Consider the following 14,713-nt stretch of genomic DNA (forward strand, 5'->3'; position numbering starts at 1 on the left):
TTCGGGGAGCACCGCAATGGCGATTGCCGCCAATCATTTCAAGCAGGCGCTGCGCGCGGGACGACCGCAGATCGGCATCTGGTCGGCGCTGGCGAACCACTATACCGCGGAGATCCTCGCCGGCGCGGGATTCGACTGGATCATGCTGGATACCGAGCATGCGCCCAACGACGTGCCGATGGTGCTGCAACAGCTCCAGGCCGTGGCCGCCGATCCGGACCGCAAGACTGCCGCGGTGGTAAGGCCGGCCTGGAACGACCATGTGCTGATCAAGCGCTTCCTCGACATCGGCGCGCAGACGCTGCTCGTTCCCTATGTGCAGACGGCGGAGGAAGCGGCGGCCGCGGTCCGGGCGGTCCGCTATCCGCCGCTCGGCATTCGCGGCGTCGGCGGCGCCACGGTGCGCGCCACGCGCTTCGGGCGCACCCGCGACTACATGCAGCAGTGCGGCGACGAGATCTGCCTGCTGGTCCAGGTGGAAACCGCGCAGGCGCTGGAGAACCTGGAAGCCATCGCCGGCGTCGACGGCGTGGACGGCGTGTTCATCGGCCCGGCGGACCTCGCCGCGAGCCTGGGGTATCCGGGCCAGCCGGCGCATCCCGCGGTCCGTGCCGAAATCGACAGGGCCATCCGGCGCGTTGCCGCCTGCGGAAAGGCGCCCGGCATCCTGATGGTCGACGAGGCGCGCGCCAGGGAATGCCTGGCGCTTGGCGCGCTGTTCGTCGCCGTGGCGGTCGACATGGTGATGCTCGCGCGCGGCGCCGAAGCCGCCGCGGCGAAGTTCAAGGAGCGTCCGGCGAGCGTCTGCTGAAACACGGGGGCATCGGCGGACGCCGTCCGCTCAGACCGCTTCGTCCAGCAGCGGATAGTCGTTGTAGCCCGTTTCGTCGTCCGCGTAGATCGTCTCCGCGTTGACCGCGTTGAGCGGCGCGCCGCGGCGGAAGCGCTCCACCAGATCGGGGTTGGCGATGAACGGGCGCCCGAACGCCGCCGCGTCCGCCTCGCCGCGTTCGATGGCGGCCTCCGCGCTTTCCCGCGTCAGCCCTTCGTTGAGGATGTAGGCCCCCTTGAAGATGCGCCGCACGTCGCGGCCGATGCGGTTCTCGCCGCGGTCGAGCGACTCGCGCGCGAAGATGAAGGCGAGGTGGCGCGCGTTGAGCTGCTCGGCGACATAGGTGAACAGCGCGCGCGGGTTCGAGTCGCGCATGGAGTAGGAGCTCGACATCAGGTTCAGGTGCACGCCGACGCGGTCCGCGGGCCAGACCGTGAGCAGCGCGTCGACGGCTTCCAGCAGGAAGCGCGCGCGGTTCTCGATGGTGCCGCCGTAGCGGTCGGTGCGCTGGTTGGAGCCGTCGTGCAGGAACTGGTCGAACAGGTAGCCGTTTGCCGCGTGCAGCTCGACGCCGTCGAAGCCCGCGCGCTTCGCGTTTGCGGCGCCGACCCGGAAGTCCTCGACGATGCCGGGAATCTCCTCGGTCTCCAGCGCGCGCGGCACGGTGTACGGGCGCTGCGGGCGCACGCGGTTGACGTGGCCTTCCGGCGCGATGGCGCTCGGGGCGACCGGCGGCTGGCCGTCATGGTAGACCGGATCGGAGACGCGCCCGACGTGCCACAGCTGCGAGACGATCAGGCCGCCCGCGGCGTGCACCGCCGCCGTCACCTCTTGCCAGCCGGCAATCTGCTTCTCGGTCCAGATGCCCGGCGTGTTGGGATAACCGACGCCCTGGGGCGTGACCGAAGTCGCTTCGGAAATGACGAGTCCGGCGCTCGCGCGCAGCGCGTAGTGCCGCGCGTTGATGGGGCCCGGGCTGCGCTCGGCGAACGCGCGCATGCGCGTGAGCGGCGCCATGACGATGCGGTTCGGCAGCTTCAGCGCGCCGATCTGGACGGGATCGAAGAGTGAGGACATCTGCGGGTTTCTCGTTTCGGTATGGAACAGGGCATGGAAGAAGAAAGGAGCGGTGGCTCGGTTTCGGCTGGCTATGGCACGTCGCAAGGCCCGCGGGTATCGCCGCGCCGCCTTCGATGTAACAATGTCAGTTACAACATAAACCATCCGCGCCGCCGGCACAAGTCTTTCGTCGTGAACGTTCGCTGCCGGCGAGCCGGATTGACAACCGATGCCGTAACGAATATGGTTACAACCAAACCGACTATCACAGGCCTGCCATGAGCGCCAACAGCCGCCTGACCGTGGCGACCCACATCCTCGCGTGGATGGCGCTCGTCGCGCGGAACCATCCTGAACCGGTCACGTCGGACCGGATCGCCGCCAGCGTCAACACCAACCCGGTGGTGATCCGCCGCACGCTCGGGCTGCTGGCGAAAGCCGGCCTGGTCGAGAGTTATCGCGGCGCCAACGCGGGATGGCGCCTGGCCCGCGGCGCGGACGCCATCAGCCTGCTCGACGTCTTCGATGCGCTGGAAGAAGGCGCGCACTTCGCGCTGCACCCTTCCAGGCCCAGCCAGGCGTGCCCGATCGGACGCGGCATCGGCCCGGCGCTGGGCCACGTCTATGCGTCGATCGACGACAGCGTTCGCAGGACGCTTGCCGCCACGACGATCGAAGCGGTGCTTGCGGACACGCTGGCATCGCCGCCATCGCCATCACGGAAACGGCGCCGCTGAAGTCACGGCCACGCGCGCCCGCCAGCCGTTGCGCTGGCCTTCCACTGCGCATACCGCTCGGGCAGGCAGACGGCGCAGGGCCGGTAGCCCGCGGCGAGCGCCGTGGCTTCGTCGGCGAAGAACACGCGGTGCTTCACATAGCCGCCGCGGGCGACGGCCCGCAAGGCAGTGCGGCAGTCGAGGCGGCCATAGATCCGGCCGCGCCGATGGCCGCCGAGCGTGCCCGGCGTGCGGCTCCGATATGGCCTGCCGTCCCGGCCGATCAGGGTCCAGGTCCGGGCACCGGCCGCGACCGTGCCGTTCAAGTCAGAACCCCGGCAGCGCCTGGGTCCGGGGCACCACGGGCGGCGGCTGGATCGCCTTCTCGTGTTCGAGCAGCCAGCGCTTCCTGTGCAGGCCCCACGCATAGCCCTTGAGGTCGCCGTTGCTGGCGATCACGCGGTGGCACGGCACGACGATGGCGACCGGGTTGGCGCCGTTGGCCGCGCCGATGTCGATGGCCGCGCGCGGATCGCCGAAGCCCAGGTCTTTCGCCAGCTTGCCGTAGGTCGTGGTGGTCCCGGCCGGAATGCGGCGCAGCGCGGCCCAGACCTGGCGCTGCAGCCCGGAGCCGGCCGTGGCCGTCGGCAGGGCATCGAGTGCGTCGAGGTGCCCGGCGAAATAGCTGGCGATGGCCCCGGCGATCTGCGCCGGCGCGGCGGCATCCACCAGGTCCGGCTCGCCATAGTGCTCGCGCAGGCCGCGATGCAGACGGGCCTTGTGGTCGGCAAAATCGAGCGCGCGGATGACCTGCTGCGCATCGGTGACGAGCAGCATCTCGCCCAGCGGCGACGCGAGCTTGCTCAGGAACAGTTGCATGATGTGATCCTCCTTCGCAGCAGGACGGCATTGCCCGCTTGCAATGACGCCAGTGTAGAAAGCCCGCCGTTTGCGCGAACTCCGCTCCTTGCGGTCGAATTCCGCGCCGGGTTCCGGCGCGCGCGGCGCCACCGAAAAGGCGCGGCGCGGCAAATGGATTTCACAGCAAGAAACGGCGAGCGCCCGCCGGCGGATTGCCATAGCCTGCAATCGCCGGGAGCCGCGGAATACGTCTTCAAGCATCCTGCTCCGGCTCCCGGCCCGTGTTCACCGATCCGAGGAAGTCCAATCATGCTCTGCATGCGCTCGTGGCCCATCGCGGCGACGGGCTGCGCCCGGAACTGCTCGCCGCGCTGGAACACCGTGCCGGATGGGAAGCCGGCCTTGGCGCCGGCATCGAGTCCGACGACGGCCAGCCCGGTCGCGGGACGGAAGTCGCCTCTGCCGAGAAAAACCATCGCGACGAAGCCTGACCCGCGGCCGGACGACGCGCCGGATGATGCGCTCACCCCCTCTTCCTGCTCGCCGCGCCCGCCTTCGCCTTCTGCTTCTGGCCGGGGTCCAGTTCGTCGAACACCTCGACGAGCCAGTCGATGAATATCCTCAGCCGCTGGCTCAGGTGCCGGTTCTGCGGGTAGACCACGTGCAGCGGATACGGCGGCGGCCGCCAGTCTTCGAGAAAGGCGACCAGCCGGCCGCTCTCGATATACGGCCGGACCTTGAAGGAAAAGAGGTGGATGATGCCGATGCCGGCCAGGCCCGCCGCCAGGTGCGCGTTGCCTTCGTTGACGCTCAGGAAGGCGTTCGGCTGCACTTCGGTGGCCGCGCTGCCGACGCCGAACGGCGACGGCGCGACGCGGCCGGTGCGTTGCGAGATATACCCCACCAGGATGTGATTCCGGCCGAGGTCCGCGATGTCGGCAGGCATGCCGTGGCGCGCGATGTATTCCGGCGTCGCGCACGTGGTCCAGCTCGCACGGCCGACTTCCCGGGCCACGAGAGACTCGTCGCGCATCGGGCCGCCCCGCACCGTGCAGTCGATGCCTTCCTGGATCATGTCGGTGAAGCCGTCGCGCACGCACAGTTCCACCTCCACGTCCGGGTAGCGCGCGTGAAACGCCGGCAGCACCGGAATCAGGAAGCTGCTGGCCAGCGAGGCGCTCACGCCGATCCGGATCTTCCCGGCCGGGCTGGCGTTTTCCACGCCGAATGACGCATTGACCTCGTCCAGCGCATGCAGCAGGGGCAAGGTGCGATCGTAGTAGGCGGCGCCCTCCGGCGTGACGGCGACCATGCGCGTGGTGCGCCGCAGGAGCTTGACCTTGAGCTCGGCTTCGAGGTCCTGGATGATCTTGCTGGCGGTGGCCAGCGGAATGCCGAGCGAGTCCGCCGCCTTGGTGAAGCCGCCCGTCTCGACGACGCGTGCGAACACGCGGATCGCCATCAGGTTGTTCAATCCAGTCCCCTTTTCATCATTGCGTCATCGCGTCACCGCCCCCGCGCCGGCGTTCAGCCGGCGGCCGCGGCCGGCTCCGCCTTGCCGTTCAGGTAGGCGATCAGCGGCTCCAGGTACGGCAGGTCCTCGGCGATCAGGTCCTGCCCGCTGCGGTTCTTCACGCTCGGACGCTCGCCGACGCGGGCGCGCCATTCGAGCAGCGCGGTGTGATCCGCCGGGACCGCGAGCCCCGCGTAGTCGCCGTGCATCAGCGCGGCCCATACGGTGATGTCCGCGACCGAGAACTGCTCGCCGGCCACGTAGGGCTGCGTGCGCAGCACGCCGTCGAAGTACCGCATGCCCGCCATCGCGCGTTCTCCGTGCTTGTCGCCCCACTGCTTCCTGAAAGCCCAGTCGGCGCTCTTGAACGCTTCGTTGGCCTTGCCGAGGCCGGGCGTCGAATGGTGGAAGAATACGCCTATCCCATTGATCAGCTGATCGTCGGCGCGCTTCTGCATCATGTGGATGACGGCTTTCTCGCGCGCGGTGCGTCCGGTGAGGATGGGATTGCCGTCGAGATTGTCGAGGTATTCGGTGATCGCGATGCACTCCGAGATGAACGTGCCGTCGTCGAGTTCGAGCACGGGGACGGTCGAGGTCGGATTCTTCTCCCGAAACGCGCCCTGCTGATGTTCCGCGCCGTAGAGATTGACGCGAACGAATTCCACCTGCGATTCCATTCCCTTCTCGGCCAATGCGATGCGGATGCGTGCCGGATTGGGAAAACCGGTTATGTCGTGTACTTTCATGTGAATCACCTTTTTGCGGGACCTTGCGGCGGAAAATCGGGAGACGGGCGGCGTGCGAGGCACGGCCCCTGACCCGCTGGAGTTGCGGGGGACGAGACGGATGACGGACCTGGGGAGTCGGTGCCGGCGCGTATTCGGCGCGCCGGCGAAAAAAAGCGCCGGGCGCCGCCCGCGCGCGGCATTGCCGCCCGTCGCCCGCGGCCTGGCGGGCAACGCTTCAACTGCGTCGCAGTGTAAGTGAGCGGGCAATGGAGATAAATGCCGCCGGGTGGAAACATCCTCCATCCCGGTGGATAGTGGCCCCGGCCTTATTCAGGACGCCGCAGATGACTCGGTCGCCGAGATCGCGCGCCTGTGCGGCTTCGGATCGGCGACGGGATTCTCGGAGATGTTCAGGAGGATCGCGGGCGTCTTCCCGACGGCGTGGCGTGCCGGACAGCGCAAGTGAGCGGCGCGCCGCCGGACACCACGGTCGGACCGCCAGAGCTATGCCTCGTCAGCCGGGCGCCACCGGCCGGAATCCGGGCACACGCCGGCGCTGGCGCCGTTCAGCCAGACCTGTTCTTCTTGCGGCTGCGGCGCGGTCGCGGAGGCCACGTCGAAGACAACCCCGAGCGCCTGCCCGACGCGGGCGTCTTCGATGGGAAGCTCCCAGGTCAGGAACAGCTGGGTGCAGTCCGGCTCGGCCGGGAAGTCGGCCGCGTGGAAGCCGCTGCCGCCGCGCCGGATGACGCCATGAGGCTGGCAGGTATCGAATATCAGGGCCGTGCCGCGGGTCAGCGGGATGCGCAGATCCAGCGCGGGAAAATGTACGTCCTGGCCCTTGTCCTCGCTCACGAAGAGATTGCAGAAAGCCGCGCCGCCGTATTGCGTGCCGTCATGGTGATACCGCGCGCCGCGGCAGGCCATGAGCGCGACGTCGCTGGCGGCGAGCACGCCGGGCAGCCCGAGCGCGCCCGCCCAGTCGGCCATCGCCTGCACGCAGCGCGCGTAGTCCGGCCAGCGCGCCCGCGCCCGGGCCAGCGGCATGGCCTCGACGTCCCCGGGCTCCAGGATCAGGCGGGACGACAATTCCCTGGTCCAGTCCGCCAGCAGCCGCGCGGGCGGCGCGGGTATGTCGACCGTGCCGGCCAGCACGACGCCGCTCACGCGCCGGCTGCGGATGGCGTCGCCGCTCCAGAAGTAGGCAGTGGGCTGGTCTTGTGCCGGATGCGGTGGAGGGCGGTGGTTCATCGGGATCGGGATAACGCGGTGGCCGCGGCAAGGTAACGGATCATAGCGCGGCGGAACATGTCGATGATATGGAATGGCATTTGTTGGAGCAGGACGAGAGCAGCCTGAGCCGGGCCTTCGAATCGCATTTCCGCGCGGGCGTGGACGTGGTGCTGGACTACCTGTGGGGCGCCAGCGCGCGCGCGCTGCTGATCGCCGCGGCAAAAGCCGCCGCCGAGGCGGATCCGGTCCGCTTCGTCCAGATCGGCTCGATCGGCGGCGCCGACCTCCAGTTGCCGGGCGCGGTGCTGCGCGCCGCCCCGATCACCCTGCTGGGCAGCGGCATCGGCAGCATCGCCCTGCCGCGCCTGCTGCATGCGGTGAAGGCGGTGCTCGACGCGGCCGTACCCGCCGGACTCCAGATCGCGACCGAAGCGGTCCCGCTCGCGGCATTGGACCGCTACTGGGAAAACGCGGACCGCCTCGCGCGGACTGTCTTTACGCCGCGTCCGCGCGAGTGACGGGACGGTGCGGGCAATGCGGGCCGGCGCCCGGACAAAGCGCCGGGCACGCCCCTACGGACATTGCCGCATTGCCTCCGCGAAGAAATCGGCGGTGCCGAAGTTCCCCGACTTGAGCGCGAGCGAAAGCGGCGCCGCGTCGATCGATTGCGTCCACGGCACGCCGGGCGCGATCGGCTCGCCGATGCGCAGGCCCGTGACTTCGAGCACCTTGACCACGGCCCCGGAGGTCTCGCCGCCGGCGACGACGAACTTGTCGAATCCCGCCTGCCGCAGCCTTGCCGCGATCGACGACAGCGCCGCCTCCACCAGCAGGCCCGCCGGCCCCGCGCCGAGTTCGGCCTGCACCCTGGCGACTTCGTCGGGCCGCGCGCTCGCGTAGACGAGGACCGGTTCGTCGTGCCCGAGAACCCATGCGACGGCGCCGGCAACCACATCCTCGCCGCGATGCAGCGCCAGCGGGTCGATCTTCAGTCCCGGACGGTGCCTGAGCCACTGCTCCAGCTGAACGTTGGTGGCGACCGAGCAGCTTCCCGACAGCAGGACCATCCGCCCAGGGCGCGCCCGCGGGCGCGCCGCCTGCGTCGAGGCGGCGAGCAGCCCCGCCCGCCGGAAATTCTCGGGCAGGCCCAGCGCGAGGCCGGAGCCTCCGCTCAGCAGCGGCATGTCCGCCGCCGCGGCGCCGATGCGATGGAGATCGTCGTTGTCGATGGCGTCGACGATGGCAATCTGCGCGTCGCCTTGCCGGCACCGGTCGAACGCGGCCCGGATCGCCTCATGGCCTTTGGCCACGACGCCGTGGTCGACCAGCGCCACCCGATGCGCCGTCTGCGGCGCGAGCAGCCTGACCAGGCTCGCGTCCGTCATCGGCGTCAGCGGATGGTTCCTCATGCCGGACTCGCTCAGCAGCTCGTCGCCCACGAACAGATGGCCCTTGTAGACGGTCCGGCCATTGTCGGGCAGCGCCGGGCACGCGATGGTGAAGCGCGTGTCCAGCTCGCGCATCAATGCATCGAGCACCGGCCCGATGTTGCCGCGCGGCGTCGAATCGAACGTCGAGCAGTACTTGAAGTAGAACTGCCTGCAGCCTTCCTGCCTGAGCCAGCGCAGGGCGTCCAGCGACTCGCGCACCGCCTGCGCGGCGGGCATGGTGCGCGTCTTCAGCGCCACCACGATGGCATCCGTCCCGGTCAGCCGCCGTTGCGGGATGCCGATGGTCTGAATCGTTCGCATGCCGCCCTTGACGAGCATGCTCGCCAGATCGGTGCCGCCGGTGAAGTCGTCGGCGATGCAGCCCAGCAGTGGTCTCGACACTATCCAGTCCTTCCCAGTGAAATCCCGCAGGTCCGGCCGCGGCGGCGGCCTTCAGAAAATGAACCGCGTGTTGATGAACGCGGACTTGTGGCCGAGCACGATCTCGTCGAGCAGCGCCTTGGACGCGGCGGTCGATTTGGCGGCGATCATGGTGCGGATCGAGAACGCCCGCAGCGCGTCCGACACCGAGAGCGTGCCCTCCGCCGAATCCTTGCGCCCGGTAAACGGAAAGATGTCCGGCCCGCGCTGACACTGGCAATTGATGTTCACGCGGCAGACCTGGTTGACCAGCGGATCGACCAGCGTGGCGATGGTGTCGGAGTCGGAGCCGAAGATGCTGACCTGCTGGCCGTAGTCGGAGCTCTCCACGTAGCACAGCGCGGTGCCGATGTCGTCGAACGGCACGACCGGAACCACCGGGCCGAACTGCTCCTCCCGGTACAGCTTCATGGTCTCGTCCACGGGATACACCACCGCGGGGACGAACAAGGATTCGCAGCTCTGGCCGCCGTCGGCGTTGCGAATCGTCGCGCCCTTCGCCTGCGCGTCGGCCAGGCACCCGGCGAGGTAGGCCGGCTTGTTGCTGTCGGGCAATGGCGTGATGAAGACGCCTTCCTCCCACGGCATGCCCATGCGCAATGCCGCGATGGCGGCGCAGAACCTGGCGAGGAATGCCTCGGCGACCGAGCGATGGACCATGATCGTCTTCAGCGCCGTGCACCGCTGGCCGTTGAAGGAGAGCGAGCCGAGCACGCATTCGCGCACGGCCAGGTCGAGGTCCGCGTCGGCGAGGATGATGGCGGCATTCTTGGCGTCCAGTCCGAGCACGGCGCGCAGGCGGTTGGTCTTCGGGTGCAGCTTCTTGAGCTTGTCGGCCACGCGGGACGACCCGATCAGCGCCAGGACGTTGACCTGCCCGGACGCCATCAAAGGCGGCACGACCTCCTCGCCGCGGCCGTAGACGGTATTCACGACCCCCGTGGGAAAGGCGTCCCGGAAAGCCTCCAGGATGGGCGCGAACAGCAGCGTGCCGAACCTGGGCGGCTTGAACAGCACCACGTTGCCCATGATCAGCGCCGGGATCAGGGTGGTGAACGTCTCGTTGAGCGGATAGTTGTAGGGCCCCATGCAGAGCACCACGCCCAGCGGGGCACGCCGGATCTGCGCGATGGTGCCTTCCGCGACCTGGAACCGCGAGTTGTTGTTGTCGAGTTCCTTGAGCGCATCGATGGTCTGGCGGATGTAGTCGACGGTGCGGTCGAACTCCTTGGCCGAATCGACGGCCGACTTGCCGATCTCCCACATGATCAGCTTCACGATCAGCTCGCGCTTCTCGCACAGGCGGCAGGTGAAGTCCTGGACGTGGGCGATGCGCTGGTCGACGGACATGGTCGGCCAGAGGCCGGTGCCGGACGCATATGCCGCCACGGCCGCCGCGAGCGCCTCGCGGCTTTCCGCCGCGGTGGTGATCGGATAGCTGCCGAGCTCGAACGGCCGCAGGCCGCCGTCCGGATCGCGCACGCGCACCGGCGAGAGCACGGTGTGAGCGGGCCCCGCCCACTCCCGCAGCTGGCCGCCGATCAGGATAGTGCGCTGGTGCAGCGGCCCGGGCAGGCGATATTCGGGCGGGATGTCCTCGAGGCGCGGAAAGCGCGCCGCCAGCCCGGCATGTGTCTGGAGAGCATTCATCTGTGCCACCCTCAGTGAGCGGAATCGGTTGGAGGGAAAACGATGCGCAGGAGGTTCGTCGACCCCGGGGTGCCGAACGGCATGCCCGCGACGATCGCGAACGGGCGGGACCCGGGCTCGAGCCCTTCGGCGCGCACGACGTCGGTCGCCTGGCTGACCATTTCCTCCACGTTGCCGGCATCCGCCGCGTGGACGGCATGCACGCCCCAGACGACCGCCAGCCTGCGCGCCGTTTCGATGCTTGGCGTCATGCCGATGACCGGCACGTTCGGCCGCTCGTGGGCCACGCGCAAGGCACTCGCGCCGGAGAGCGTGTACGTCACGCACGCGGAAAGCGGCAGCACGTCCGCGACGGTGCGGATGGCGGCCCCGATGGCATCGATGGCGTCCGCGTGCCGCGTGGCGGCAACGGCGCCCATGATGTCCCGCTGGAGCCGGTCCTTCTCGGTGTTGCGGATAATCCTCGCCATCATCTGGACGGACTCCACCGGATAACTGCCGCTTGCCGATTCGGCCGACAGCATGACCGCATCCACACCATCATAGACGGCGGTTGCGACATCCGACGCCTCCGCCCGGGTGGGCGCGGGCGAGCTCACCATCGAGTCGAGCATCTGGGTCGCCACCACCACCGGCTTGCCGGCTTCGCGGCACAGGCGCGTCAGGCGCTTCTGGATGGCCGGCACTTCCTCGGGCGGCATTTCCACGCCGAGATCGCCGCGGGCCACCATGATCGCGTCGGCCGCGGCGACGATGGCGCCGATGTCGGCAAGGGCGGCGGGCTTCTCGATCTTCGCCATGATGCCGATGCCGGGGCCGACGAGCTGCCGCAGCGCCGCGATGTCCCGGGCCGACTGCACGAACGACAGCGCAATCCAGTCGACGCCGAGCTGCAGGCCGAAGGCCAGGTCGCGGCGGTCCTTCTCGGTGAGCACCGACAGCTTCAGCGCGCAATCCGGCACATTGACGCCCTTGCGGTCCGAGACCTTGCCGCCGGTCTCCACGGTCGTCTCCGCGAAGTCCGCGCCGCAGCGGGTCACGCGCAGGCGGACCCGCCCGTCGTCGATGAGCAGCGCGTTGCCGGGCTGCAGGGCTTCGAATATTTCCGGATGCGGCAGTTGAACCACCTCCTGGCTGCCCGGCACCGGCGCGAGTTGCAGCCTGAACGGCTGGCCGGCCGCGAGCGCCACCGGCCCCGCGGCAAAGGTGCCCAGCCGCAGCTTCGGCCCCTGCAGGTCGAGCAGCGCGCCGATCGGCCGGCCCACCTCGGACTCGATCTCGCGGATCAGGCGCAGGCGCATCGCGTGGTCTTCCTGCGTGCCGTGGCTGAAGTTCAGGCGGAAGGTGTCCGCGCCCGCCAGGAACAACTGCCGGATCGCCTCATGGGTCGACGAGGCGGGCCCGAGTGTCGCCACGATCTTTGTGTGGCGTTCACGACGCAAGCTCATGTGTTTCTCCGGTGACAAGACCGCGGCGGCGGCCGGCATGCCGGGCCCCGCGGGAAAGCAGGGTCCTCCGGCATCGGACCGGCAGCCAATTGGATTGGACGGGAAAGGCGCATCCGTTCCCGGGGCGGGAACGAGGATGGAAATATCGCGGGGGCTTTCGGCGAATCGAAAACAGCGGTCTATCTTTTTCTCATCGGCAGCAATGGCCGGCCGCGGCTACGGCTTGCTCTCGAGCCTTTCGCTTTCGAGCCTGCCATATTCCGCGACCTTCTTGCTCACCAGCCATGCGCTGGTGGCGCGATCGAAATCGTGAAAATGGCGCATCGCCAGATGGTCCTTGAACGCCGCGGCATCCCGGTAGATCTCGTACAGCAGGAACGCCGGCTCCGTGGGGCTCTCGAGAACGTCGAAGGTGAAGCAGCCCGGCTCGATGGCAAGGGACTGCGCGGCATTGGTCAGGATCGCGTCCCGGAACGCATTGCGCTTTTCCGGGAGCACCTCAATAGTCACGACGACTGCGTGCATGCGTAACCTCGTTGTCGGTGGAGGTTCAGGAGAAAGGCGGATCGCCATGCTTGCGGCGGCGCGCCCCGGGCCGTCCGGAGCGCGCGCGCCAGGGTCGAACGGTCAGGCCAGCGGCAGCGGGACGCCGTATTGCGCGCCGAGCTCCTGCAGTTCCCCGAGAAGGGAATTGCCGAGCGGAATGCCGTCGCGGCGGCGCGCGCCCAGGGAAATGTACTCGCGCTCGCCGGGCAGGTAGATGCGCTCCACGCCGGTCGCGCGCCGGGCGCCGGTGACGTCGGTCATGGCCTTCTGCATGCGCTGCATGTAGGCATCGACGTCATCAAAGGCGTCCACCGGCAGCACGCCGAACAGGTGGCCGCTGTTCTGCGCGGTGGTGGTCTTCTCGTAGAGATCGCCCACGTCGCGGCCGAAGAACGCGCCGGACAGCATGGTGCTGAGCAGGCCGACGATCAGCGTCAGCGCATATCCCTTGGGGCCGCCCACCGGCACCACGAAGCCCTTGAGCGCCTCGACCGCGTCGGTGGTCGGCAGGCCGTCGGGGCCGGTGGCCCATTCCGCCGGAATCGGCGTGCCCTCCTTGGCCGCGACGATGATCTTTCCGCGCGCGGCGATGCTGCACGCCATGTCGAGCACGATCGGAAATGCCCCCGGGGTCGGGAAGGCGACCGCGAACGGGTTGTTGCCCAGCACGGCTTCCGCGCCGCCCCACGGCGTCATGTGGTTGATCGCGCCGATGGTGAAGCTGAAGCCGATCATGTTGTTGCGCGCGGCCATCTCCGAGTAGTACGCCGCGGCGCCGAAGTGGTTGCTGTTGCGCACCGCCACGAACGCGCAGTTTCCACCCTTGCCTTTCTCGATGGCGAGCGCCATCGCGCGGATCCCGACCAGATGGCCAAGTCCGTTGTCTCCGTCCATGACCGCGCTGGTCAGGCCGTCGCGGACCAGCGAGATCTTCGGCGTGGCGTTCGTTCCCCCGTCCAGGATCCGCTTGATGTAGATCGGGAAACGCACGACCCCGTGCGAATCGACGCCGCGCAGATCCGCCTCGACGAGGTTGTCGGTGATCTCAACTGCCTCGCCGGCGGGCACGCCCACGCGCGTGAGAATCTCCACGCAGTATGTCTTCAAGCTCGATTCGCTCACGCGAACTGTGTTTGCGGCTTCCATGCTTCGCCCTTCCTTCCACGAATTGACTATCCCCAGGGCGCCCCGGCAGCCCGGAGCGCCTTCGATGACCGGCCCGCGCGCGCGAGCGCGCGGCCGCACGGCCTCAAGCGCGCGTTATTCCGCGGTGATGTTTGCCGCCTTCATGACCTGGCGCCAGTTGTTCACTTCGGTCTCCACGAACTTCGTCGCCTGCGCCGGGTTGTCGCCGATCACGTCCATGCCGATGTCGGCGAAGGTCTTCTTGGCCTCCGGGTCGGCAAGCCCCGCGAGCACGGACTTGTTCAGCTTCTCCACGACCGCCGGCGGCGTGTTGGCCGGCGCGGCAATGCCGACCCAGAACTTGAGCGCCATGTCGGGCACGCCCGCCTCCCTGGCGGTCGGCACGTTGGGCAGCATCGGCACGCGCTTGTCGCCCGTGACCATCAGCGCGCGCACCTTGCCCGACTGGATGAAGTTCAGCGCGGTCGGCAGCGCGGTGAAGATGACCTGGATGCGGCCGCCGAGCAGATCCTGCATCGCCGCCGACGCGCCCTTGTACGGGATGTGCGTGAGATCGGCGCCGGTCTTGAGCCGGAACAGCTCGCCGCCCAGATGGGTGTTGGTACCGCGCCCGGCCGAGCCGTAGTTGATCGAGCCCGGCGCGGCCTTCGACAGCGCCACGAACTCCTTGACGGTGCTGGCCTTCACGCCGAGGTTGACGACCATGACGAACGGCACCGACGCCACCGTCGTGATGTGCGAGAAATCCTTGACCGGATCGAAGGGCAGGTGCTTGTACAGGCCCGGCGCCATCGCAAAGGACAGGTCCGTGACCAGCAGCGTGTATCCGTCGTTGGGCGCCTTCGCCACGTAGTTGGCCCCGATGGTGCCGCTGGCGCCGGGACGGTTTTCCGGGACGATCGACTGCTTCAGCGTGGTGGACATGTCCTTGGCCACGAGCCGGCCGACGATGTCGTTGGTACCGCCGGGCGAGAACGGGACGATGAGCGAAATCGGCTTGGTGGGGTAATCCTGCGCGGCAGCGACCACACTGAAGAAGGACAGCGTTACCGCGGCCAGTATCTTTTGATGCTTCTGCATTGTCTTGTCTCCTTTATTTTGATTTGC

16 protein-coding genes and 1 pseudogene are annotated in these 14,713 nt (G+C 68.4%); 5 read left to right on the top strand and 12 right to left on the bottom strand.

Going from position 1 to position 14,713, the window contains the following annotated elements; all coding sequences use genetic code 11:
* The first annotated feature begins 16 nt into the window (after nucleotides 1–16).
* Nucleotides 17–811 carry a 4-hydroxy-2-oxoheptanedioate aldolase gene (gene hpaI, locus AC3WXD_RS12960; protein WP_492323871.1) on the top strand — a complete coding sequence of 265 codons (795 nt, stop codon included), beginning with the start codon at nucleotides 17–19 and terminating at the stop codon, nucleotides 809–811.
* A 30-nt stretch (nucleotides 812–841) separates the two neighbouring features.
* Here hpaI and AC3WXD_RS12965 read toward each other — a convergent pair whose 3' ends face one another.
* Complete coding sequence (locus AC3WXD_RS12965; RefSeq protein WP_492323872.1) at nucleotides 842–1,909, bottom strand: alkene reductase; 1,068 nt, start codon at nucleotides 1,907–1,909, stop codon at nucleotides 842–844.
* A 260-nt stretch (nucleotides 1,910–2,169) separates the two neighbouring features.
* Between AC3WXD_RS12965 and AC3WXD_RS12970 the strand changes: the two genes are divergently transcribed.
* Nucleotides 2,170–2,628, top strand: a complete 459-nt coding sequence (locus AC3WXD_RS12970; RefSeq protein WP_454732837.1) for an Rrf2 family transcriptional regulator — start codon at nucleotides 2,170–2,172, stop codon at nucleotides 2,626–2,628.
* Between the two features lie 2 nt (nucleotides 2,629–2,630).
* On the opposite strand, the gene AC3WXD_RS12975 is transcribed toward AC3WXD_RS12970, so the two are convergent.
* Both AC3WXD_RS12975 and AC3WXD_RS12980 read right to left on the bottom strand, forming a co-directional pair.
* Nucleotides 2,631–2,933, bottom strand: coding sequence for an Ada metal-binding domain-containing protein (locus AC3WXD_RS12975; RefSeq protein WP_020200702.1), 303 nt, complete (start codon nucleotides 2,931–2,933; stop codon nucleotides 2,631–2,633).
* Between the two features lies 1 nt (nucleotide 2,934).
* On the bottom strand, nucleotides 2,935–3,486 hold the full coding sequence (locus AC3WXD_RS12980; protein WP_492323873.1) for a methylated-DNA--[protein]-cysteine S-methyltransferase: 552 nt from the start codon (nucleotides 3,484–3,486) through the stop codon (nucleotides 2,935–2,937).
* Between the two features lie 263 nt (nucleotides 3,487–3,749).
* Between AC3WXD_RS12980 and AC3WXD_RS12985 the strand changes: the two genes are divergently transcribed.
* The gene (locus tag AC3WXD_RS12985; RefSeq protein WP_492323874.1) at nucleotides 3,750–3,959 is read left to right on the top strand and encodes a hypothetical protein; all 210 of its coding nucleotides are present in this window, start codon (nucleotides 3,750–3,752) and stop codon (nucleotides 3,957–3,959) included.
* 32 nt (nucleotides 3,960–3,991) lie between these two features.
* Here AC3WXD_RS12985 and AC3WXD_RS12990 read toward each other — a convergent pair whose 3' ends face one another.
* Together AC3WXD_RS12990 and AC3WXD_RS12995 are read right to left on the bottom strand one after the other, a co-directional pair.
* The gene (locus AC3WXD_RS12990) at nucleotides 3,992–4,942 is read right to left on the bottom strand and encodes a LysR family transcriptional regulator (protein WP_020200705.1); all 951 of its coding nucleotides are present in this window, start codon (nucleotides 4,940–4,942) and stop codon (nucleotides 3,992–3,994) included.
* 53 nt (nucleotides 4,943–4,995) lie between these two features.
* Nucleotides 4,996–5,730 carry a glutathione S-transferase family protein gene (locus AC3WXD_RS12995; protein ID WP_081651290.1) on the bottom strand — a complete coding sequence of 245 codons (735 nt, stop codon included), beginning with the start codon at nucleotides 5,728–5,730 and terminating at the stop codon, nucleotides 4,996–4,998.
* Nucleotides 5,731–6,019: 289 nt separating this feature from the next.
* On the opposite strand from AC3WXD_RS12995, the gene AC3WXD_RS13000 reads away from it, so the two are divergent.
* Nucleotides 6,020–6,178, top strand: a complete 159-nt coding sequence (locus tag AC3WXD_RS13000) for a helix-turn-helix domain-containing protein (RefSeq protein WP_370552855.1) — start codon at nucleotides 6,020–6,022, stop codon at nucleotides 6,176–6,178.
* A 38-nt stretch (nucleotides 6,179–6,216) separates the two neighbouring features.
* Here AC3WXD_RS13000 and AC3WXD_RS13005 read toward each other — a convergent pair whose 3' ends face one another.
* Nucleotides 6,217–6,963 carry a hypothetical protein gene (locus AC3WXD_RS13005; RefSeq protein ID WP_492323875.1) on the bottom strand — a complete coding sequence of 249 codons (747 nt, stop codon included), beginning with the start codon at nucleotides 6,961–6,963 and terminating at the stop codon, nucleotides 6,217–6,219.
* An 83-nt stretch (nucleotides 6,964–7,046) separates the two neighbouring features.
* Between AC3WXD_RS13005 and AC3WXD_RS13010 the strand changes: the two are divergent.
* Nucleotides 7,047–7,463: pseudogene (locus AC3WXD_RS13010) on the top strand (quinone oxidoreductase family protein); the annotation flags it as partial.
* Between the two features lie 54 nt (nucleotides 7,464–7,517).
* Here AC3WXD_RS13010 and otnK read toward each other — a convergent pair.
* From otnK to AC3WXD_RS13040, 6 genes are all read right to left on the bottom strand, one after another.
* Nucleotides 7,518–8,777 (bottom strand): 3-oxo-tetronate kinase, encoded by a 1,260-nt coding sequence (gene otnK / locus AC3WXD_RS13015; protein WP_492323876.1) that lies wholly within the window; start codon nucleotides 8,775–8,777, stop codon nucleotides 7,518–7,520.
* Between the two features lie 51 nt (nucleotides 8,778–8,828).
* Nucleotides 8,829–10,466, bottom strand: a complete 1,638-nt coding sequence (locus AC3WXD_RS13020) for an NADP-dependent glyceraldehyde-3-phosphate dehydrogenase (protein ID WP_492323877.1) — start codon at nucleotides 10,464–10,466, stop codon at nucleotides 8,829–8,831.
* A gap of 11 nt (nucleotides 10,467–10,477) precedes the next feature.
* The gene (pyk, locus tag AC3WXD_RS13025; protein ID WP_492323898.1) at nucleotides 10,478–11,908 is read right to left on the bottom strand and encodes a pyruvate kinase; all 1,431 of its coding nucleotides are present in this window, start codon (nucleotides 11,906–11,908) and stop codon (nucleotides 10,478–10,480) included.
* A gap of 222 nt (nucleotides 11,909–12,130) precedes the next feature.
* Nucleotides 12,131–12,439 (bottom strand): putative quinol monooxygenase, encoded by a 309-nt coding sequence (locus AC3WXD_RS13030; protein WP_020200714.1) that lies wholly within the window; start codon nucleotides 12,437–12,439, stop codon nucleotides 12,131–12,133.
* Nucleotides 12,440–12,541: 102 nt separating this feature from the next.
* Nucleotides 12,542–13,606: an Ldh family oxidoreductase gene (locus AC3WXD_RS13035; protein WP_029043118.1), complete on the bottom strand. Its 1,065-nt coding sequence runs from the start codon at nucleotides 13,604–13,606 to the stop codon at nucleotides 12,542–12,544.
* Nucleotides 13,607–13,720: 114 nt separating this feature from the next.
* Complete coding sequence (locus AC3WXD_RS13040) at nucleotides 13,721–14,686, bottom strand: Bug family tripartite tricarboxylate transporter substrate binding protein (protein WP_492323878.1); 966 nt, start codon at nucleotides 14,684–14,686, stop codon at nucleotides 13,721–13,723.
* Between the last annotated feature and the right edge of the window lie 27 nt (nucleotides 14,687–14,713).

The sequence above is a fragment of the Cupriavidus sp. FW216-B1 genome, from assembly GCF_058789195.1.